The following is a 20,503-nucleotide window of genomic DNA, read 5'->3' on the forward strand; positions in this document are numbered from 1 at the left end:
TTATCAAACCCAGGCTGAGCCTGGCTTCCACTTCATTAGCTACACTGAATTACTGCCCGGCCACGAATTCCGCCACTCAGAAGTTTTTCGGCCACATTGATGGCATCACTCAGCGGATAAACGGTGGTCAGGCTATCCAGTCTGGACTCCGGTAAATACTGTACCGCCTGCTGCCAGATCGCCGCTCTTTTTTCCTTCGCGAACATGACACTGTCAATCCCTTTCAGCGTGACGCCACGCAGGATAAACGGAGCCACATTCCCCATTAGTTCCATCCCCTGTGCCATGCCGCAGGCTGCAACAATACTGCCATAACGCACCCCGGCGCATACATTGCAGAGCGTATGGCTACCGACTGTATCAATGGCGGCAGCCCAGCGTTCTTTCTGTAACGGTTTTCCGGGACAGGAGAGCTCGGAACGGTTAATAATCTCGTCCACACCGACCGTTTTATAGAGCCAGGCAGCCTCTTCCGGGCGTCCAGTAGACGCCGTAACGCGGTACCCCATTGATGCAAGGATCATGGCCGCAATGCTCCCGACGCCGCCGCTGGCACCGGTAACAAGTACCGGACCATCTTCAGGCTTAATACCATGATTCAGAAGTGCGTCTACGCACAGCATCGCGGTAAACCCAGCTGTTCCGATTGCCATTACGTGTTTGCCGTTAGCGCCAGCCGGGAGCGGCGTCAGCCAGTCTCCATTTACCCGTGCTTTTTCGGATAGTCCGCCCCAGTGTTTTTCCCCAACACCCCAGCCGGTCAGGAGAACCTTATCTCCGGCCTGATATTCGGGATGTGAACTGGCGGACACTGTACCGGTAAAATCAATGCCGGGCACCATGGGAAAGCGTCGGACGATTGGGCCCCGGCCCGTAATGGCCAGTGCGTCTTTGTAGTTGATGGATGAATAGTCAACATTGACCTCCACATCCCCCTGCGGTAGTTCACTTTCAGCGATTTCAGCAAGTTGCGCACTATAGCGTCCATCTGTTTTGTTGATTAATAAAGATTTAAACACGTTCACCTCGTTTGTCCGGGCGTTTACCGTTCAGTCATTAAGTCGTCAATAAATAATATTGACCGATCGTCTAATAATCAACACTACTATCCCAGTGCTTTGCCAGCATTCAAGAAACATTATTCATTTCATGCACTTAAAGCTGTCTTTTTTGACCGACATCAAACTGTATTCTGGTTTATCTGGTGCAGAGGGAAAATCAGCATCCCTGAAGATACATAGCTAATGCTTCAGAACACGGCTGATGATGCGATAAAACAACCAGGCTTTAATGAGTTAGTCTGAGCGGACCTTCGGCTCAGTAAATAGGTCCGCTCCGTGCCAAGAGCAGACGCTGGTAATTCGGGTAATGGTGCCAACTTACTGATTTAGTGTATGATGGTGTTTTTGAGGTGCTCCAGTGGCTTCTGTTTCTATCAGCTGTCCCTCCTGTTCAGCTACTGAAGGCGTGGTGCGTAACGGTAAAAGTACTGCCGGACATCAGCGCTATCTCTGCTCTCACTGCCGTAAAACATGGCAGCTACAGTTCACTTACACCGTCTCTCAGCCCGGTACACACCAGAAAATTATTGATATGGCCATGAATGGCGTCGGATGTCGCGCCAGTGCACGCATTATGGGCGTTGGCCTCAACACGATTTTACGACACTTAAAAAACTCAGGCCGCAGTCGGTAAACTCACGCATACAACCGGGCAGTGACGTCATTGTTTGCGCGGAAATGGACGAACAGTGGGGTTACGTCGGCGCTAAATCACGCCAGCGCTGGTTGTTTTACGCGTATGACAGGATACGGAGGACGGTTGTGGCGCACGTATTCGGTGAACGCACGTTGGTCACGCTGGAGCGTCTTCTGGGCCTGCTGTCGGCCTTTGAGGTCGTGGTATGGATGACGGATGGCTGGCCGCTTTATGAATCACGCCTGAAGGGAGAACTGCACGTTATCAGCAAGCGATATACGCAGCGCATTGAGCGGCATAACCTGAATCTGAGGCAGCATCTGGCAAGGCTGGGCAGGAAGTCACTGTCGTTCTCAAAATCGGTGGAGCTGCATGACAAAGTCATCGGGCATTATCTGAACATAAAACACTATCAGTAAGTTGGAGTCATTACCGGTGCTCTGATATATTTATTATACTATAGTGGGGTATGTGTTGATCTTAATGTAATACTCCCCTATAGTATAAGAAATACAGAGCAGTGAGGTAAGCAATGCCCAGTACTCCTGAAGAGAAAAAAAAGGTCCTAACCCGGGTTCGCCGTATCCGGGGTCAGATTGATGCTCTGGAAAGAGCACTTGAAAGTGGCGCTGAATGCCGTTCCGTTCTCCAGCAAATCGCCGCCGTCCGGGGCGCCGCTAACGGACTGATGGCAGAGGTGCTGGAGAGCCACATACGGGAAACCTTTGACCAGAATGACAGCTACAGTCATGAAGTCAGTAAATCAGTTGACGATACGATTGAGCTGGTTCGTGCCTATCTTAAATAGGTGAGGCCATTATTACATTGAGGATATATTACGTATGAAATCACGTGCCGCTGTTGCATTTGCACCAGGGAAGCCCCTGGAGATTGTTGAAATTGATGTTGCTCCGCCTAAAAAAGGCGAGGTGCTGATTAAAAACACCCACACAGGTGTCTGCCATACCGATGCCTTTACCCTCTCAGGGAATGACCCTGAGGGCGTTTTCCCGGTGGTTCTCGGCCACGAGGGAGCCGGTATCGTCGTTGAAGTTGGTGAAGGCGTCACCAGTGTGAAGCCGGGTGACCATGTTATTCCGCTCTACACCGCTGAATGCGGGGAGTGTGAATTCTGCCAGTCCGGTAAAACGAACCTCTGTGTATCGGTTCGCGAGACTCAGGGCAAAGGACTGATGCCTGACGGGACCACTCGCTTTTCATACAACGGTCAGCCTCTTTACCACTACATGGGATGTTCCACATTCAGTGAATACACCGTTGTGGCCGAGGTTTCTCTGGCAAAAATTAACCCGGAGGCGAACCATGAACACGTCTGCCTGTTGGGTTGTGGCGTGACTACCGGTATTGGCGCCGTCCATAACACGGCTAAAGTGCAGCCGGGCGATTCAGTTGCCATTTTTGGTCTGGGGGCAATTGGTCTGGCTGCGGTACAGGGGGCCCGTCAGGCAAAAGCGGGACGTATTATCGCTATCGATACTAATCCGACAAAATTTGACCTGGCCCGTCAGTTCGGGGCCACTGACTGCATTAACCCGAATGATTATGACAAACCGATTAAAGATGTTCTGCTGGATATCAACAAGTGGGGTATTGACCATACCTTTGAATGTATCGGTAACGTTAACGTCATGCGTGCAGCGCTGGAAAGTGCTCACCGTGGGTGGGGGCAGTCCGTTGTCATTGGTGTCGCAGGGGCCGGACAGGAGATTTCCACCCGTCCTTTCCAGCTGGTCACCGGGCGCGTATGGAAAGGTTCCGCGTTTGGCGGAGTAAAAGGCCGCACTCAGCTCCCCGGTATGGTCGAGGATGCCATGAAGGGGGATATTGACCTTGAGCCATTTGTAACCCATACGATGACACTGGATGAAATCAATGACGCCTTCGAGCTTATGCATGAAGGCAAATCTATCCGGACAGTGATTCATTACTGATCCCATCAGAATTTTAATCAACTCAAACTGAAGGAAGTGGAAAATGACAACTCCGGTAATTTCTGGTGACGGCATCTTTTCTCATGTGTTCATTGGCGCAGCCGATGTCGAGAAATCCTCCGCATTTTACGATGTCGTCCTGGGCACGCTTGGTATCAATAACCTCGGCCCGTTTGGCAACGGCTGGGTACTCTATGGCCGCGAAAAGCCGGCATTTATCATTGCCCGTCCGGGCAACGGTGAAGCACCTTCCGCTAACGGGGTGACTGTCGGCTTCGCTGCTGCCACCCCGGAAGAGGTTGATGCTTTCCATGCTGCCGGCCTTGCCGCCGGTGGAGCTGATGAAGGTCAACCTGGCCCGCGTGGTCACCTTCCCGGGGCCTATGCTGCCTACCTGCGGGATCCGGCGGGTAACAAAATCACGGCGTATACGTTTATCTGACGTCCGGATTTAAAGATACTTCCCCTGGCTTCGGTCAGGGGAAATAACCATGAGATAACGGCTGATGGAACTCATTGAGCAGCATGCCAGCTCTGGCGGCTGGCAAAACGTGTACCGGCATTATTCACAATCCCTTAATTGTGAAATGAATTTCGGTGTGTATCTTCCTCCCAAAGCAGTAACAGAAAAACTGCCGGTACTATACTGGTTGTCGGGCCTGACCTGTACTGAGCAGAATTTCATCACCAAATCAGGTATGCAGCATTATGCAGCCCGGCATAACGTCATCGTTGTTGTCCCGGATACCAGTCCCCGGGGTAATAATGTCCCGGATGCCGACAGTTACGATCTTGGCCAGGGGGCCGGTTTTTATCTGAACGCGACGGAACAGCCGTGGAATGTTCATTACAGGATGTATGACTATATTCTCAGAGAGCTTCCGGATGTCGTCATGAATCATTTTCCTGCAACGGCAAGAAAATCTATATCCGGTCATTCTATGGGAGGGCTGGGTGCTCTGGTGCTGGCTCTGCGAAATCCTGGTGAATATGTGAGCGTATCAGCATTTTCCCCGATAGTATCGCCTTCTCAGGTGCCATGGGGGCAACAGGCATTTAGCGCTTACCTGGGTGAAAACAGAAAAACGTGGGAAGCCTACGATCCAGTCAGCCTCATTTTACAGGGTGAAAAATTACCAGAAATCTTCATTGATCAGGGGCTGAGTGACGCCTTTTATGAAGAGCAACTGCGCACCAAAATCCTTGAGAGAGTATGCAATGAGATGAACCTCAATGCGTCGTTCCGATATCATACTGGATACGACCACAGCTATTATTTCATTTCCAGCTTTATTGGTGAGCACATTGCTTACCATGCCAACAGGCTCAGGCTGTCAGCATGAGTTGATTTCCAGCCTCAGAAAATGTGCTTAATTTTCAGGCCTGAACAGGGCCTGAACCCTGCAGACCTGAGATGTACTGTAACTGAATCGCCACGGATAATCTAGACACTTCCGAGCCGTTGATGGACTGACCCCGCCCCGGTAGACGATCCTGCCCTATAGTTTGGACTGACCCCACGCCTGTAGACAAATCCTGTCCTCACGACGAGGCCTGTTCGAAGGCCTCCGGACTGACGTCGCCGAGGTGGCTGTGGCGCCGGGACCGGTTATAGAAGACTTCAATGTAATCGAAGATCCGCCCGGGCCAGATCCCTGGTTTTATATATGCGTTTTCTGATCCGTTCTTTTTTCAGCGAACTGAAGAACGATTCGGCCACCGCATTATCCCAGCAGTTGCCACGCCGGCTCATGCTCGGCGCCAGGTTATTGGCCCGGTAGAAGCGCTGCCAGTCGTCACTGCCGTACTGGCTGCCCTGATCGCTATGTACGATAACCTCGCTGTCTGGTTTTCGGCGCCAGACCGCCATCATCAGCGCGTCGAGCGCCAGTTCGCGTGAGAGAGTGGGTTTCATCGACCAGCCGACCACATTACGGGCGAAGAGATCGATAACCACCGCCAGATACAGCCAGCCCTGCCAGGTGCGGATATAAGTAATATCGGTGACCCAGACCTGGGTGGCCCGGACAACGGTGAACTGCCGCTGCACGAGATTAGGAGCAACGACTGAAGGCCTGCCAGCGATACGACGTGGCGCTTTATAGCCGCGCACAGCTTTAATCCGGTCCAGTTGCATGATCCGACCCACCCGGTTTCTACCACAGGTTTCCCCGATTTCGTTCAGATCGCCATGAACCCGCCGGTAACCGTATACGCCTCCGCTCAGGGAATATGAGTCGCGGATAAGCATCAGCAGGCGCTGGTTATCTTTATCACGCGCCGAGACAGGGTTATGCAGCCACGCATAGAACCCGGCCCGGGCGACATTCAGTACCCGACACATCGTCATCACACCCCATACAGTTCGGTGCTCATTGATAAAGCGGTACTTCAGTCGGGCTCCTTTGCAAAGTACCGCGCGGCCTTTTTCAGGATATCCCGTTCTTCTTCGGTGCGTTTTAGCTGCGCCCGGAGTTTCAGGATCTCGCTTTTAGCTTCCAGTAAATCCCGGGCATGCTGCTCGCTGTTATCAGGTTTGATAGCCCGTAGCCACTTGTAGAGGCGGTGTGCAGAGACGCCCAGACGCTCAGATACTTAGGCGACGGAATAACCGCGTTCCGTTATCTGACGGACGGCTTCTTCCTTAAATTCAGGTGTAAATCGTGGTGTGCCCATACGCTCCTCCTATACTCAAACTATAGGGCAGGATCGTCTACCGGGGCGGGGTCAGTCCAGGGAGCCGTTAACGACCTGATGGCGGTTGTTCTGGAAAGCTATCTTCGGGAGGAATTCCCCGATACGGGCAAACGAAATGAGTCGCAGAAGAGGTCAATCGACGACACCATTTCGATAGTCCGCTCCTATCTCCGTTAACTCTGCCAGGCAGATGTCTGATGGGGTCTAAAACTGTAATGAAAGGAAATGACATATGAAATCACGTGCATTATTCATCTGTATTTTTTAATTGGTACCCGAAACCGCCTGAGTGTCGCCATCAGCTGGGTCTGGAACCACAGCGTCGCGTACCGGGGAGCCCGCATTATCACGGGAGCCAAATCTCCGGTCCCGGGTACGCCGCCAGCCAGTTCTCATACAGAAGGCGGATCCGCAGGGTACCGCTGAAACTTCAGCGGTGTCCCACATGGTACCACCGGGCCCAGCTTCAGCAATCTGTTTCCAGTCACACAAACGCTTTTTTCGACGGGCTTTCTGATCGAGCGGTCCGGCACACCAGATACCGTCACAAGAGGTGGCCTTATTAAGAGCGGACACACCTAGCACAGGAAATTCTATGGCAAAGAAACTTTTCGGTTATCATCCCATCCTGACTGACGACAACAATTCAGTTGTGATTCGCGGTGCTCGCGAGAACAACCTTAAAGAGGTGGATGTTTCCATTCCGCGCAACGCATTGGTTGTTTTTTCGGGTGTGTCAGGCTCGGGTAAGTCTTCACTGGCCTTTGGCACCATTTATGCTGAGGCGCAACGGCGCTACTTTGAATCGGTTGCCCCCTACGCTCGTCGCCTCATTGATCAGGTCGGGGTTCCGGATGTGGATGCCATTGACGGACTGCCGCCAGCCGTTGCGCTTCAGCAACAACGCGGTGCCAGTAACGCGCGCTCCTCTGTCGGCAGCGTGACCACCTTATCCAGTCTGGTGCGAATGATGTACTCACGGGCGGGCGCTTATCCTGCCGGACAACCGATGCTGTATGCCGAGGATTTTTCTCCCAACACGCCGCAGGGGGCATGCCCTTCTTGCCATGGTCTGGGCCATATCTATGAGGTAACTGAAACACTGATGGTGCCCGATCCCTCACTTAGTATCCGTGAAAAGGCTATTGCTTCCTGGCCCCCGGCCTGGCACGGACAGAATCTGCGGGATATTCTGGTGACGCTGGGGTATGACATCGACACTCCCTGGAAAAATCTGCCAGCGGAAGACCGTCAGTGGATCCTTTTTACCGAAGACACCCCCACTGTACCGGTTTTCCCGGGACTGAGTCCGGAAGATACGCGCGAAGCCGTCAGGAAAAAAATGACGCCGGGTTATATGGGGACCTTCACCGGGGCACGTCGTTATGTGCTACATACCTTCGCCAGCACGCAAAGCGCGTTGATGAGAAAACGAGTCTCCCGTTTTATGGAAGGCAAGCTGTGTCCGGTCTGTCACGGGAAAAGACTGAAGTCAGAATCATTGTCCGTCACCTTTGCCGGTGTGGACATTGGTGAATTTATGCAGATGCCCTTAGACCAGCTGGCGGAATTGCTCCTTCCAATCTCCCGGGGGGATTTCAGTGCCCACCACGCCGGCGCAGATGCCGACAGGGATATCACCCGTCGGGATCTGACAGAGCGTGCTGCATCCGGAAAAGCGGTCCATTCCGATAACGCCGATGTCTGCCGGACATCGGCGTTATCGGAAGAGAAACGACTGGCGGCACAACGGCTGACCGGTGGTGTCATGGCCCGGTTGTATCAGTTGCAGAAGCTGGGGCTGGGTTATCTTACGCTGGACAGAGCAACCCCAACTCTATCTGCAGGAGAGCTTCAGCGACTGCGTCTTGCCACGCAACTCAGTTCGATGCTGTTTGGTGTGGTCTATGTTCTTGATGAACCGTCTGCGGGTCTGCACCCCTCAGACAGTAAAGCGCTTTACGATGCGCTTGAGAACCTTCGTGATGCCGGCAACTCGGTGTTTGTCGTTGAACATGATCTTAACCTGATGCGACGGGCGCAATGGCTTGTTGATGTGGGACCGTCGGCTGGTGAACAGGGAGGACATGTTCTCTACAGTGGTATTCCTGAAGATCTGAAAGCCGTCACCCAATCTCGTACCGCGCGTTATTTATTTGATGAAGTCCGGCCACCACAATCTTTTGCCCGTATCCCATCCGGGTGGCTGAAACTGCAGGGGATCCATCGCCACAATCTTAAGTGGATCGATGTTGATATTCCTCTGGGTGTGCTGACAGCCGTGACGGGAGTCTCTGGCTCCGGTAAATCCAGTCTGATTGCCCAGGCCTTACCGGAACTGGTGCTTTCTTCACTTGGCGGTGAGCCAGAAGACGTGCTTTCCGAAGCCAGCGACGCTGAGGGGCCATCCGTAACGGAGAAAACGTACGGTACCCTGACCGGTGATACCGGACTGGTAAAGCGTCTGGTTCAGGTTGACCAGAAACCGATAGGCAGGACCCCCCGTTCAAACCTGGCGACATATACCGGGTTGTTTGATCCTGTTCGTAAGCTCTTTGCCGGAACGACTGACGCCAAACTCCATCATTACGATGCGGGTCAATTCTCTTTCAATGTGGCAAAAGGCCGCTGTGCAACCTGTGAAGGTGAAGGATTCGTCAGCGTGGAGCTGTTGTTTATGCCGAGCGTGTATGCACCGTGCCCGACCTGCCATGGCGCGCGGTATAACCGGGATACTCTCAGGATCTGCTGGCAGGACAAAAATATCGCGGAGGTCCTGCATATGACGGTGGATGAAGCCAGTCAGTTCTTTGCGACTGAAGAACCAGTGGCTCGTCCCCTCCGTCTGCTGAGTGAAATTGGTCTGGGCTACCTGCGTCTGGGACAACCAGCAACCGAGTTATCCGGAGGGGAGGCGCAAAGGATCAAGCTGGCAACCGAACTACAACGTAGCCAACGTGGCCACACGTTGTATATCCTAGATGAACCGACAACCGGCCTGCATGCTTCAGACGCCGACCGCCTCCTTGTGCAGCTGCAGCGGCTTGTTGATGCAGAAAATACGGTGATAATGATTGAACACGATATGCGGGCGGTTACTCAGGCAGACCAGGTTATCGACATCGGTCCTGGAGCGGGACATGAGGGAGGACGCCTGGTTGCCGCAGGAACTCCCGAACAGGTATCGCAGGTCAAAGAAAGCCGTACCGCACAGTATATTGCCAGGGAACTCTCACGGAACGGTTAAAAAGGGCTGTGTCGTCATTGCGTCAATGGCGGCACATTCCCGGCGTGTTCTGTATCAGTAATCTCCCGCAGGTATAATTTCAGCGCATCCCACTGGTTCAGCGCGTACGCGAACGCCTTCGACAGCTCCGAGTGCCGTGACAGCGTTTTCTGCTTTTCACGCAGCCAGCCCTCCAGCGCGGTCAGCAGCGGTACCGCTTTTTCCTGCCGAATGGCCAGCCGTTCCGCCGCGCTTTTGCCCCGGATGCCCGCCTCGATGCCATACAGCTCGCCGATACGGCACAGCGCTTCGGTCGTGGTGTCAGAGGGCGTCCGCACGTGCACGTCCGCCTGCAACACCCCGCTGAACCCCGCAAGATGCGACTGCGGATGTGTAACGCTGGCGTGATAGAAATTTTAAGTCAGTCATCAGGTGTCCACCTAATTAGGGGTCAGTTTGGATATCGAAAATTATTGTACGTCAAGGTTATTTTTTGACCTCTCTACTTTAGCGGGCCTCAGCCGACGAAACTTATCGGAAGCCGGTACCGGCCAGTCTGACTGAAGATGGAAGCAAAATTAATGCTGTGGGCTACCATACCTTCTTTAACAGGTGATTTGTGAACTGCAACTTCTCGGAACGGGAGTTTGCGCAAGGACCGGAAGTCCGCTTTTCGCTCATAGCGGACCGTTCCTGCGCACATGTCTGCTATGTGGTAGAGGCAGACAATACTTACAGCACAGGGCGTTAATAAATACGGAACAGATCAACCGCAGATGCCTCCTCCTGAATGTATTAATTTTGCTATCTCGTCGGCAAAATCAGGGAACAAGTCTGGATATGGAAGCGCCTGGCAGCTGAAAGTATGAATAATAACGCCCTGACAGGATATTTTATTGCACCCTGTCAAAAGTCATACATTCTTTCCCGGTTTTTGCTTTCTCATACCGGATAACTCTATTTAAGGCTTAAGGATAACCTTCGTCCATCCTTCATCCCGCTCATCGAAGTGCTTATATCCGGCAGGAGCCTCTTCAAGCGAAAGACGATGAGAAATTATTTTGCCCGGACTGGCTTTATCGTGATGGATGAGGCGAGACAGCTGACGGTTATAGGCCTTAACGTTCGCCTGGCCGGTACGGATTGCCTGTCCTTTAAACCAGAAACTCCCAAAATCAAATGGCATCTTACCCTCTCTGGCAAGCTCCGATTCAGCCCCCGGATCCTGAGGAATAAAGACGCCAACCACACCAATTCCCCCGGTTGCTTTCGTCGACGCAACAAGACTGTTCATGGTAACAGAGTTATCTTCATGGCCATGTTTGTTACAGCACTGATAGCCAACACATTCGCAGCCACAATCCGTACCGCGTCCATCCGTCAGGTCGAGAATTTTTTGTACAGCTTCATCGCCAGTAGCATTGATGCCCGTCGCCCCCATTTTTTCAGCCAGAGCCAACCGGTCTGTGTGCGTATCAACCACAAACACCTGTGAAGCACCTTTAATGATCGCCGAATGAGCTGCCATCAAACCGACCGGCCCCGCGCCATAAATGGCCACGCTTTCACCAGGCTTCAATCCGGCAAGTTCTGTTGCATGCCAGCCGGTAGGAAAAATGTCAGAGAGCATCACATAATCATCTTCTTTTTCTGCCGCATCAGGGGGAAGAACAAGGCAGTTAAAGTCGGCAAATGGCACCCGAAGAAGTTCCGCCTGACCTCCCTCCCAGGGACCCATTTCAGCAAAACCATAAGCTGCGCCTGCCGTACCCGGATTGGTAGTGAGACAAAAGCCGGTCAGACCTTTTTCACAGTTTTCGCAAAAACCACATCCCACGTTAAACGGCAGACAAACATAGTCGCCCACCTTAATACGTTCAACGCCTGAGCCAATTTCGACCACTTCACCCAGGTTTTCGTGACCCAGAATCCGTCCCTGTTCAAAGCTGGTCCGGCCCTCATACATGTGCAAGTCCGACCCACAAATGTTGGTGGTGGTGATGCGGACGAGTACATCCGTGGGGCGGACAATTTTCGCATCCGGTACGTCTTTTACTTTTACATCATAAGGACCGTTGTAAATTACTGCTTTCATGATCTTCTCCTTCTTGCGTGCGGAAAGGAAATGCTGCCCCGCGGATTGGGGTATCAATCGAGTTTAGCTGCCATAACAGATCTCGCGATCGGCGAAAGGACGATTAGGATGTTTCTTAACTAAGTGCATTGAAGTCTGTAAGACAGGTACTTACCGATGAAGGCTGCCTGGAAAACGTAAAAACATCACACGTTAATCCGGTTTTTTTAAGCAGGCAAGGGATTTCGGACAGCTTTGAGCGAGAAGCGGATAAAGTAAATCTATCTCATTTCTGCATTGTGCCAGAAGTAGACATAGGTGAATTAGGTAACCCTAGAGATGCACTTTGAATCAATGATATGAAATGCTGAAAAGGTAATTAACTAATTCAAAATTTGAATAATCAGTTATCTCTTCCATGCTTAATACGTAACCTTAGCTAAGGAGAAATTATGTTAGACGAATACAAAAAATGCATCGAAGCCTGTTATCTATGTGCAACGGCATGTGATAACTGTGCGGCTTCGTGTCTCGACGAAGAGAATCTGGAGATGATGCGCGAGTGCATAAAACTGGATATGCAGTGTGCAAATATCTGCCGTCTTGCAGCTCAATTCATGACACTAAATAGCGGGTCTGCCCAGGATCTTTGCCGTCTTTGCGCTGATGTTTGTCAGAAGTGCGGTGACGAGTGTGGAAAGCATGAACATGACCATTGTCAGGATTGCTCAAGCGCTTGTCATCACTGCGCCGAACAATGCAGAAAGATGGCCGCCTGAGAAAAACTCAAATTACCAAACCCGCTTCGGCGGGGTTTTATATTCCCGGTAATAAGTCGTAGAAGGATGAGATAGATGAGTTTAAGAGTACGGGCGGGAAATAGATCTACTCGAAAGTACTAGCCTCAATGACAAATTCTGGCACAGATTATTTGATTGGCTCAATGTCCGTTTTCGCTGACAGCGGACTGCACCCCGCCGGGGTGACCGCTTCGTGCCAGAATTGGACGTTTCCAAAATCTGCATGCACTAATCGGTGGAGAGCAGATCTCACTGCATAGCCATGCAGACGCGCAGAAATCATCAGGGGCGTTTGAAAGGTGCCGGAAACAGGCGGGAGGCCGCAGAAACGTGCTGAGGGCGCCTGCGGCGGTGCGCCCAAGGGTTGTTATGTTTAATATGGCAGAACTTTCCTGTCGCTATCATTTTGACGCCCGCTATTCGCTCATAGATATGCCTGTCGCGTTTGCGGCTTTACTTGTTATACCCAACCTGCCTGATTTTTATCGCCAGCATCCCGGAATTGAAATTATCCTGAGCAGCTCAGACCGCCGACGGAATATGCTGCATGATGGCCTGGACTGCATACTGAGGGTGGGGGAGCTGGACGATGGCGACTATATCGCAAAGGAGGTGGGAACCGTTAAAATGACGACCTGCGCCAGTCCTGCGTATCTTGATCAACACGGCACCCCGGAAACAATGGACGAGTTGCAGCAGCATCAGGCCGTCAACTGGATTAACAGCAGCAACAGACAAGTTATGCCCTGGACATTCGGGACGTCAGAGGGCTCCACCGAAATTGAACTTCCAGGCAGGCTTGTCGTGGATAACTCAGAAGCCTACATTGCAGCAGGCCTGGCGGGGCTGGGAATACTACAGGGCATGAATATTTTTTTGCAGCCTTATCTCGATCGCGGGCTGTTGGTAGAGGTTCTGCCAGATAATACGTCCCCGAATCGCAAACTGTAACTTCTGTATCCGCACCGCCATCTCTCCCGAAAAGTACGGGCGTTTACCGACTGGCTGGAAAGTTTATTGTAAACGCCTGGGGGCCTGCAGCCTGCTGGTACGTGCGCTGCCTTTTATCGGCCCGCCAGCTTCTGTATGGCTTCACGGACAGGAGCATCGCCAGACGTCAGCTCAATGATGACGCGGCTGACGGCAGGTTGCTCAATGAGTTCAGCCAGCGTAGCCGCCACGTCATCACGGGGCACGTTACCATACGGGATGGCCAGGCCGGCACGTACATAACCCGTACCAGTCTTATCCTGCAGCGCGCCGGGGCGCAGGATCACCCAGTCAAGCTCGCTTTGTGCTAGTTCCACATCGGCCATTTTTTTAACACGCATATAATTTTCGAATGATTCAGAAGTGGTTTCTCCCCGTGCGGACTCCGGGAATGCAGAAACGAGCAGAAAGCGAGACACACCGGCACTGAGGGCGGCAGCTACCGACTTTTTCAGCCCTTCGCCGTCGACCGCATTGGTCATCTCCTGTCCCCCCTTACCGCCGGCACCGGCAGTAAACACCACTGTATCACTACCTGCAAAGTGCATCGCCAGCGCAGCTGCATCCAGCTCTGTCAGGCTCCCACTGACGGGCTCAGCACCCAGCTCGCCTAGCAATGCCTGCTGCTCTGGCTTACGGTAGAGGGCACGAACAGCATGCCCCCTACCTGAAAGGATCCTGCACAGACGCTGGCCGATTTTGCCTGCACCACCGATAATGAAAACATGAACCACAGTTGTCTCCTTCTGGGGTTATGATGTGTCCGAAATTATAACCTGACATCAGGTCAGTTCCTTTGAGCCTGACCGATTGCACTGCATGCTGCTGCCAGCACCAGACAGCTGGTCAGATACTCAGTTGTTCTTATAGCTGAGAACAACAGCCGTACCGATTTAGCTCTCCCGTCACGATGAGAACTCCTGAACCGGTTACACGCAATGCCGGCCAATATCTTCCGTTATATTCGAAAGATCCACGCAAGTTACTGAAGTGCGAGGGACGCAATGTGTACCTTGAACGAACTGAAGTCAGCGGAACCCTGAAGGTTCGATTCCATAGCGTTCAGAAAACTGCTTGCTGAAGCTCGATAGTGAATTGTAACCCACCCGCCCCGCGACCGTTTTTACCGGCAGCGTCGATGTCATCAGCAGGCGGAGAGCCTCCGCGATACATGCATCGGCGATAACTGAGCGTAAGCTGGTTGACTCACTGGCCAGGTGGCGCCGAAGCGTGGGGCCACTGAGTCCCGTCAGATCTTCAATTTCAGCAGCACTCCAGGGATGAGCCGGTTTGTCCGCTACCATCTGACGGATTTTCATGGCCAGACTTGGCTGCCGGGCTCGCAGCAAAGCATGGTATCCCATGCCATAAAGCCAGAGCACCACTTCAACCATGGCGTGCAGGGAAAGCGGACGCTTCCCTTCCCGCATTGCGGCTGTCCAGCGGTTAAGGGGTGAAAGAAGAGCTGATACGGAAATGGCTGCGATGCTGCCGGTGTCCTGTGGTGGTGGTGCGGCAAGTAACAGCCTGGCTGCTTCAAGCTGTTCCTCCGCGAGCACCACGCTCAGGGCAACAAACTCACCACTTTGTTCTGAAGGGGCATATTCTATATCGATGCTACGGGCATTCGGGACGACCATAATCTCGCCCGGGATCACCCGGTGCCATTTCTCATTTTCACGATACCGGAATTCTCCTTCCAGCGGGAAGGAAAGGGTCGCACCTTCCACCTCGAACTTCTTTACCTGATGCGTCTGTTCTGCGCGAAGGCAATCGCAGGGAAGTGGAAAACGGGAGCGTGCCAGGGTAAGAAGCTCAGCGAGGAGATCATCAACGGGAGAATCGGAAAAGCTGACTGTTTGCATATTCATCCGGAATTTGACTTTGACCGCTATTATACGTCGCCATATACAAAAGCATACAGCGACGCGTGCGGTTGTCTATTCCCGGATGACAAAAATCAGGCCGATTATAGTTATTGCCATACCCACAAGCATGGGCAATGTAATGGCCTCTCCAAACAGCAACCACGCTTCAGCTGCCGTGAGAATGGGAACCAGGTAAAAGTAAGTAGCGACTTTGGTTGCTTCACCGCTTCGTATCATAAAAATCAGCAACATAATCGCCAGAACCGATACGCCAATAACCAGCCAGCCCAGACCCAGCGCAAATGATAAGCTCCACTGCGTCGGAGCAGATTCGAACATCAGGCTAATTGCACCCATCGATATTGTCAAAGTGACGTACTGTAAAAACGTGTTCGCAAAGATATGTCCATCTCCCTGAGCACGGCGCTGATAAAGCGCTCCGATCGTTACGCCAAATAACCCCAGCATGACCGACCCAAAAGCCACAGGATCCAGTGCAAAACTATGCTGGCCTGGCGAGAGCACCAGGAAAACGCCCGCAAAGCCAATCGCAATACCCAGCCATTTCCGGGGATGCAGGGACTGACGGTGCATGAGTGAAACCAGTATTGCAGTCAGTACCGGCTGCAGGCCGGTGATGAGCGCCACAATGCCTGACGGCATGCCACGATGGATGGCATAAAAGCATCCGCCCAGAAAGAAGCTCTGCAGGAAAAGTCCGACAATCAGGTTGCGAACCATTCCTCTGCCGGACGGAAAACGGGCCCTGAACCCCAGTGTAAGCAGCAGAAGGACCAGACAGGAAAATGCGCCACGCAGGAATAAAAGATGAAACGGCGCGCTGTACTGCACGGTAAATTTGGCTGCGACAAACCCTGACTCCAGAGGAATACAAAAAGCCAGGGCGCAAGAGTAATGAGCCATTTTTTTGTGAGGCAGTGATATTCATAGTATTGCAGGTGGGTTCTTGTCGGGCGATATGAAAGGGGATCTTCCCGGTCACTATTGTGTGCACCGGGAAGGAAGGTGATCAGACTGCGGGTGACCACAGGTCGTAATTCAGTGCGAAGCTGTTACCTTCACGGATAACCTTACCGGTAGTAGGCAGGTTGAAGTGCATACCACTGACAGCCAGGTTATCGCTCGCTGCGCGGTCAAGCACTTTGCTACGGATGGCCGCCGCCGCCGCAGGATCGCTGTCGAACGCGATAGTAACGTCAGGCTGAGCAACCTGAATGTGCGGGAAGTGAACAATATCACCCCAGATGAGCAGCGACTCTTTTTCATCACCCAGCAGATAACCGGTATGTCCTGGTGTATGGCCGAACAGCGGTACAGTCTGAATACCTGGTAAAATCGCTTCCTCGCGGAATGGCACCAGTTTGTCGTCATAAGCGCTGAAGGCGTTCCTTGCTACTTCAAAGAACGGCTTGAATGCGTCAGGCGCGCCAGCGGAAATGGTTTCATCACGCCAGAAAGCGAGTTCTTTCTCATGCACAAACAACTGCTGAACATTGCGGAAAACGGGAGTCTGCAGGGGGCCTGCAAGCCCGCCGATATGGTCAGGATGCGCGTGAGTCAGGAGAAGGGTATCAATCTGAAGCGGGTCAATGCCTGCCGCGGCCAGGGCTACCTGAAGCCGACCGCCCCAGCCATTGATACCTCCGGCACCACTGTCAATCAGGATGGTTCGCTCAGGCGTCTGGATAACGTAGACGTTGATATTAATACGGGGTACTGCTGGCACACCGCGCTTCTGCAGTAAATCCTCGGCACGTGAGCCGTCAATACCAGACAGCAGCTCAAAAGATACGTCCAGATAGCCATCACTCAGCATGGTCACAGTCATGTCACCTACTTTTTTGCGATTGATAGCCGGGGCCTGCCAGTTCAGTTGTGAAGTCATATTGGTCTCCGTTACGATTAGAGGTCATCAGGTTTTACTTTAGCAATAGTAACGAAATTTCTGGTTCGAACTGCTCATCCTGCTACGTAAACCGCTCATTCTTAAAATCCGGAGCACAGCAGGTTATATTGCTTTTGCCTTTCTCATGTAAGGTGTCGGTATTATCTTTACCGGAGCCTGTAATGGACATTATTGGAATTATCATGTCGGCGGGAAAAGCCTCTGACCAGTCCTCAAGCACCCGACAATAGTGTCCCGCCTCAATCCCCGCCAGGGCAGAAGACTCCGGCAGGTAGGCCAGGCCGTAGCCATCTTTTACTGCCTGAAGCATTGGATAAATGCTTGAAAAAGTAAGCTGCCCGTCCACTTTTTTCACAATCTCCCCCTGCCTGACAAATTCCCAGCCATACAGCGGGCCTGTGGGTGACAGACGTATATTGATGCAGTCATGTTTTTCCAGCTGAGAGGGATGTAGCGGCAGACCTCTTTCTGCAAGATAGGTGGACGATCCAATGACGACAAACCGTATGTCCGGTGCGATTCGGACGGCCACCATATCCTTTAATATGTCATCACCAATTCGGACTCCGGCATCAAAATTGCCCTCAACAATGTCGACAAAACCGTTCTGCTGCGACATTTCCACCTTGATATCCGAATATTTTTTTAGTAACGGTGACAATCGTGGCCAGAGACATTCATGAATCATGTGATCTGATACCGTAAGTCTGACCAGCCCAGCCGGTGTATGGCGCAGTCTCTGAAGAGCTGTCACGCCCGCTTCAATGCGCGCAAGACCGGGTTCAAGCGTCAGTAATAATTGTTTACCGGCTTCGGTGACAGCCACCCGCCTGGTTGTACGCATAAGTAACGGCATGCCAACGCGCTCCTCGAGACGACGTATCGTGTGTGAAAGCGTGGATGCCGAGATCCCGAGGCGGACAGCAGCCCGTGAAAAACTGCACTCCTGTGCTACTGCCATGAATGCAACATAGTCATTAAAATCGTGACGCATACCGTTCCCGTTCAGGATCTCCGATAACATTATCAGAACCATTTAGGTTCATGATGCCGATTCTGTGAGCCATCAGGCAACCCCCCCGTTCCGCTCATCCGATCATAATTTTTATAAATCTAGATATTGGTAAATCTCAATATGTGGAATAAAGTGTCGTGGTTCTGCGGCTACATCGGCCGAACGACGACATGCCAGGTCGTAAATGCTGAGACATGGCGTTTCAGTGATATTGAAAATTCGCTATATCAGGATATGTAATGAAGACGAAAAACCTGTTCTCTCCCACCAGACTAGGTCCCTACACCCTGAAGAATCGTGTTGTACTTCCGCCTTTAACCCGCTCACGGAGCTCACAACCGGGTGATATTCCGAACGAACTGATGGCTGAATATTACGCACAGCGCAGCAGTGCCGGGTTTATGGTGACCGAAGGAACACAAATCGAACCTCGTGGGCAGGGTTATGCGTGGACCCCGGGGATCTACAGCTCACGGCAAGTGGAAGGCTGGAAGAAAGTGACGCGGGCAGTGCATGAAAAAGAAGGCATCATTTTTGCCCAGCTCTGGCATGTCGGAAGAGTATCCCATAACTCCCTGCAGCCATGTAACGCCTCGCCTGTCGCTCCGTCGGCGATACCGGCAGGGGAAAACGTTAAGGTATTCATCGAAACCGGGCCGGGAGAGGGTGCGCTGGCTACCGCTTCCTGCCCCCGCGCACTGGAAAAAGAGGAAATTAGTGAGATTGTCAGGATGTACGCCGGGGCAGCTCAGAACGCCCTTGATGCCGGTTTTGACGGTGTGGAAATTCACTGTGCAAATGGATACCTGGTTAACCAGTTCATGTCATCCCATAGCAACAAAAGAGAGGATGAATATGGTGGCTCATTACATAACCGGCTGCGGTTTCTGCGCGAAGTGACGCAGGCTGTCGCTGATGTGGTCGGTAAAGACCGTGTGGGAGTCCGTTTTGCTCCGCTCTTTCAGACCACGGATGAAGTAAGGGTCTATCTTGGCCTGGTGGAAGATGATCCCCATGAAACCTATACCGAAGCCGTTAAAATTCTTGAAGAAATCGGAATAGCCTATATTTCTCTTGCTGAAGCCGACTGGGATGATGCTCCCGAATTGCCTGAAGCATTCAGAGCTGAAGTCCGTAAGTTATTCAGCGGTGTAATTATGTATGCCGGGCGATATACGCAAGAAAAAGCCGAACGGATTATCGGTGCTGGCTGGGGAGACATTATCGGATTTGGCCGCCCGTTCATAGCTAATCCGGATTTACCGCAGCGCCTTTATCATGAATGGCCACTGAATCCGGTCGATCCAACAACCATGTATGGTGGAACGGCAAAAGGCTACACAGATTATCCCGCCTTTGGCTAACCATTCTTATGAGCATCAGCTTTTCAAAAGCTGATGCTTAACGTAGAGAAGTATCGTAACATTGCAATTCCTCAATGCGACAAGTGACAGAGTTTATGCCTGATATTGATTTGAATGACGTGATTAAGGCGCTGGGAAACCCTGTTAGAAGAAAAATTCTGCATATGCTCAAGGAACCGAAAATACACTTCCATCAGCCTTATGCTGATGCGGACGAGTTCGGTGTGTGTGTCAGTATCATTCAGGAAAAGGTCGGGCTCTCACAGTCTACCGTTTCTCTTTACCTCTCAGCTCTTCAACGGGCACAACTTGTTACTTCTCAGCGCATCGGTCCCTGGACGTACTACAAACGTGACAATGATAAAATAAGGGTTGTTCTTGAGTTGCTGAAAAATACAATCTGATACAGGACTGAGCACATTCAGTGTAACAGTACCGGGGGTTCGTACTTGCGATCCCGGCAGGCATTCCATGAAAGCGCACTAATTCCTCAATATCAGGCTGCAGACCGGTCATAAGAGGCTAATAGTTTTGCAAAATATCCACCAGTTTGGGTCAAATCACTCTGTCGGTTGGTGTGCATACTCGGTGCAAGGACCTGCAGATATTTAAGATGGCGGATAGCTTGTTACAGTGCCGCTGATGACATTCCGACCCTGTTGCCGTCCGGGTAAGATAATACCTCTGACAGCGGTCATAAAAGCCCAACATAATTGTCTTTCGAGCCATATATTAATCGCTCATCGCGCTCTCTTTTTCGAAGAGGTGTCACTTAATCATGATCGGTCAGTACAAAAGTAAGCGTACAGCGAGAACCGTATTGACGGGGATGTGTTATTCAGTTGGCAGTGTGATGCGCCAGGGTAGCAGCTCGCTGACCCGGTTGACCGGC

At 52.0% G+C, this 20,503-nt stretch carries 16 protein-coding genes and 3 pseudogenes; 10 read left to right on the top strand and 9 right to left on the bottom strand.

What is annotated here, in order from left to right:
- Nucleotides 1-35: 35 nt before the first annotated feature.
- Entirely contained in the window at nt 36-1,019 is a 984-nt protein-coding gene (locus FHW04_RS21985; protein WP_023280857.1) for an MDR family oxidoreductase, read from the bottom strand.
- Nucleotides 1,020-1,419: 400 nt separating this feature from the next.
- Between FHW04_RS21985 and FHW04_RS21990 the strand changes: the two genes are divergently transcribed.
- From FHW04_RS21990 to fghA, 5 genes are all read left to right on the top strand, one after another.
- Nucleotides 1,420-2,117 (top strand): IS1 family transposase gene (locus FHW04_RS21990; RefSeq protein ID WP_223195083.1). Its coding sequence is split into 2 segments (ribosomal slippage): nt 1,420-1,669 and nt 1,669-2,117, totalling 699 coding nucleotides; the frame shifts between segments, so codons are not numbered across the junction.
- A 113-nt stretch (nt 2,118-2,230) separates the two neighbouring features.
- Complete coding sequence (gene frmR / locus FHW04_RS21995; RefSeq protein WP_017384071.1) at nt 2,231-2,506, top strand: formaldehyde-responsive transcriptional repressor FrmR; 276 nt, start codon at nt 2,231-2,233, stop codon at nt 2,504-2,506.
- Between the two features lie 34 nt (nt 2,507-2,540).
- Nucleotides 2,541-3,650 carry an S-(hydroxymethyl)glutathione dehydrogenase gene (gene frmA / locus FHW04_RS22000; protein WP_017384070.1) on the top strand — a complete coding sequence of 370 codons (1,110 nt, stop codon included), beginning with the start codon at nt 2,541-2,543 and terminating at the stop codon, nt 3,648-3,650.
- Between the two features lie 43 nt (nt 3,651-3,693).
- On the top strand, nt 3,694-4,092 hold the full coding sequence (locus FHW04_RS22005) for a VOC family protein (protein ID WP_012561111.1): 399 nt from the start codon (nt 3,694-3,696) through the stop codon (nt 4,090-4,092).
- 64 nt (nt 4,093-4,156) lie between these two features.
- Nucleotides 4,157-4,993 carry an S-formylglutathione hydrolase gene (gene fghA, locus FHW04_RS22010; protein ID WP_012561110.1) on the top strand — a complete coding sequence of 279 codons (837 nt, stop codon included), beginning with the start codon at nt 4,157-4,159 and terminating at the stop codon, nt 4,991-4,993.
- A gap of 199 nt (nt 4,994-5,192) precedes the next feature.
- Here the strand turns inward: fghA and FHW04_RS22015 are convergent.
- A pseudogene (locus tag FHW04_RS22015) lies at nt 5,193-6,326 on the bottom strand (IS3 family transposase).
- Nucleotides 6,327-6,942: 616 nt separating this feature from the next.
- On the opposite strand from FHW04_RS22015, the gene FHW04_RS22020 reads away from it, so the two are divergent.
- Nucleotides 6,943-9,594 (top strand): excinuclease ABC subunit UvrA, encoded by a 2,652-nt coding sequence (locus FHW04_RS22020; RefSeq protein ID WP_012561117.1) that lies wholly within the window; start codon nt 6,943-6,945, stop codon nt 9,592-9,594.
- 71 nt (nt 9,595-9,665) lie between these two features.
- On the opposite strand, the pseudogene FHW04_RS22025 reads toward FHW04_RS22020, so the two are convergent.
- Nucleotides 9,666-9,965 (bottom strand): annotated as a pseudogene (locus tag FHW04_RS22025) (IS66 family transposase); the annotation flags it as partial.
- Nucleotides 9,966-10,534: 569 nt separating this feature from the next.
- Nucleotides 10,535-11,668 carry a glutathione-independent formaldehyde dehydrogenase gene (locus tag FHW04_RS22030; protein WP_022651297.1) on the bottom strand — a complete coding sequence of 378 codons (1,134 nt, stop codon included), beginning with the start codon at nt 11,666-11,668 and terminating at the stop codon, nt 10,535-10,537.
- A gap of 431 nt (nt 11,669-12,099) precedes the next feature.
- Between FHW04_RS22030 and FHW04_RS22035 the strand changes: the two genes are divergently transcribed.
- Both FHW04_RS22035 and FHW04_RS22040 read left to right on the top strand, forming a co-directional pair.
- A complete protein-coding gene (locus FHW04_RS22035; RefSeq protein WP_022649401.1) occupies nt 12,100-12,426 on the top strand; it encodes a four-helix bundle copper-binding protein in 327 nt (108 codons plus the stop codon).
- A 447-nt stretch (nt 12,427-12,873) separates the two neighbouring features.
- Nucleotides 12,874-13,470, top strand: a pseudogene (locus tag FHW04_RS22040) (LysR substrate-binding domain-containing protein); the annotation flags it as partial.
- A 41-nt stretch (nt 13,471-13,511) separates the two neighbouring features.
- Here the strand turns inward: FHW04_RS22040 and FHW04_RS22045 are convergent.
- From FHW04_RS22045 to FHW04_RS22065, 5 genes are all read right to left on the bottom strand, one after another.
- Nucleotides 13,512-14,171 (bottom strand): SDR family oxidoreductase, encoded by a 660-nt coding sequence (locus FHW04_RS22045; RefSeq protein WP_007897903.1) that lies wholly within the window; start codon nt 14,169-14,171, stop codon nt 13,512-13,514.
- A 294-nt stretch (nt 14,172-14,465) separates the two neighbouring features.
- Nucleotides 14,466-15,302, bottom strand: a complete 837-nt coding sequence (locus FHW04_RS22050) for a helix-turn-helix transcriptional regulator (RefSeq protein ID WP_089562450.1) — start codon at nt 15,300-15,302, stop codon at nt 14,466-14,468.
- Between the two features lie 75 nt (nt 15,303-15,377).
- The gene (locus FHW04_RS22055; protein ID WP_023279882.1) at nt 15,378-16,229 is read right to left on the bottom strand and encodes a DMT family transporter; all 852 of its coding nucleotides are present in this window, start codon (nt 16,227-16,229) and stop codon (nt 15,378-15,380) included.
- A gap of 106 nt (nt 16,230-16,335) precedes the next feature.
- A complete protein-coding gene (locus tag FHW04_RS22060) occupies nt 16,336-17,211 on the bottom strand; it encodes an MBL fold metallo-hydrolase (RefSeq protein WP_017384065.1) in 876 nt (291 codons plus the stop codon).
- 82 nt (nt 17,212-17,293) lie between these two features.
- Entirely contained in the window at nt 17,294-18,226 is a 933-nt protein-coding gene (locus tag FHW04_RS22065) for a LysR family transcriptional regulator (RefSeq protein WP_158002126.1), read from the bottom strand.
- 260 nt (nt 18,227-18,486) lie between these two features.
- On the opposite strand from FHW04_RS22065, the gene FHW04_RS22070 reads away from it, so the two are divergent.
- Both FHW04_RS22070 and FHW04_RS22075 read left to right on the top strand, forming a co-directional pair.
- On the top strand, nt 18,487-19,611 hold the full coding sequence (locus tag FHW04_RS22070) for an alkene reductase (RefSeq protein ID WP_023279877.1): 1,125 nt from the start codon (nt 18,487-18,489) through the stop codon (nt 19,609-19,611).
- Between the two features lie 95 nt (nt 19,612-19,706).
- Nucleotides 19,707-20,015 (top strand): ArsR/SmtB family transcription factor, encoded by a 309-nt coding sequence (locus FHW04_RS22075; protein WP_032415288.1) that lies wholly within the window; start codon nt 19,707-19,709, stop codon nt 20,013-20,015.
- Nucleotides 20,016-20,503 lie beyond the last annotated feature (488 nt).

The sequence above is a fragment of the Pantoea sp. AN62 genome (genome assembly GCF_050432985.1).
GTDB classification, from domain to species: domain Bacteria; phylum Pseudomonadota; class Gammaproteobacteria; order Enterobacterales; family Enterobacteriaceae; genus Pantoea; species Pantoea brenneri.

Bases quoted from the DNA above. Each gene is read 5' to 3' on its own strand.
- FHW04_RS22030 (WP_022651297.1), bottom strand. From the start codon at position 11,668: ATGAAAGCAGTAATTTACAACGGTCCTTATGATGTAAAAGTAAAAGAC.
- frmR (WP_017384071.1), top strand. From the start codon at position 2,231: ATGCCCAGTACTCCTGAAGAGAAAAAAAAGGTCCTAACCCGGGTTCGC.
- FHW04_RS22005 (WP_012561111.1), top strand. From the start codon at position 3,694: ATGACAACTCCGGTAATTTCTGGTGACGGCATCTTTTCTCATGTGTTC.
- FHW04_RS22065 (WP_158002126.1), bottom strand. From the start codon at position 18,226: ATGCGTCACGATTTTAATGACTATGTTGCATTCATGGCAGTAGCACAG.
- FHW04_RS22075 (WP_032415288.1), top strand. From the start codon at position 19,707: ATGCCTGATATTGATTTGAATGACGTGATTAAGGCGCTGGGAAACCCT.
- FHW04_RS22020 (WP_012561117.1), top strand. From the start codon at position 6,943: ATGGCAAAGAAACTTTTCGGTTATCATCCCATCCTGACTGACGACAAC.
- fghA (WP_012561110.1), top strand. From the start codon at position 4,157: ATGGAACTCATTGAGCAGCATGCCAGCTCTGGCGGCTGGCAAAACGTG.
- FHW04_RS22035 (WP_022649401.1), top strand. From the start codon at position 12,100: ATGTTAGACGAATACAAAAAATGCATCGAAGCCTGTTATCTATGTGCA.
- FHW04_RS22060 (WP_017384065.1), bottom strand. From the start codon at position 17,211: ATGACTTCACAACTGAACTGGCAGGCCCCGGCTATCAATCGCAAAAAA.
- FHW04_RS22070 (WP_023279877.1), top strand. From the start codon at position 18,487: ATGAAGACGAAAAACCTGTTCTCTCCCACCAGACTAGGTCCCTACACC.
- frmA (WP_017384070.1), top strand. From the start codon at position 2,541: ATGAAATCACGTGCCGCTGTTGCATTTGCACCAGGGAAGCCCCTGGAG.
- FHW04_RS22050 (WP_089562450.1), bottom strand. From the start codon at position 15,302: ATGCAAACAGTCAGCTTTTCCGATTCTCCCGTTGATGATCTCCTCGCT.
- FHW04_RS22055 (WP_023279882.1), bottom strand. From the start codon at position 16,229: ATGGCTCATTACTCTTGCGCCCTGGCTTTTTGTATTCCTCTGGAGTCA.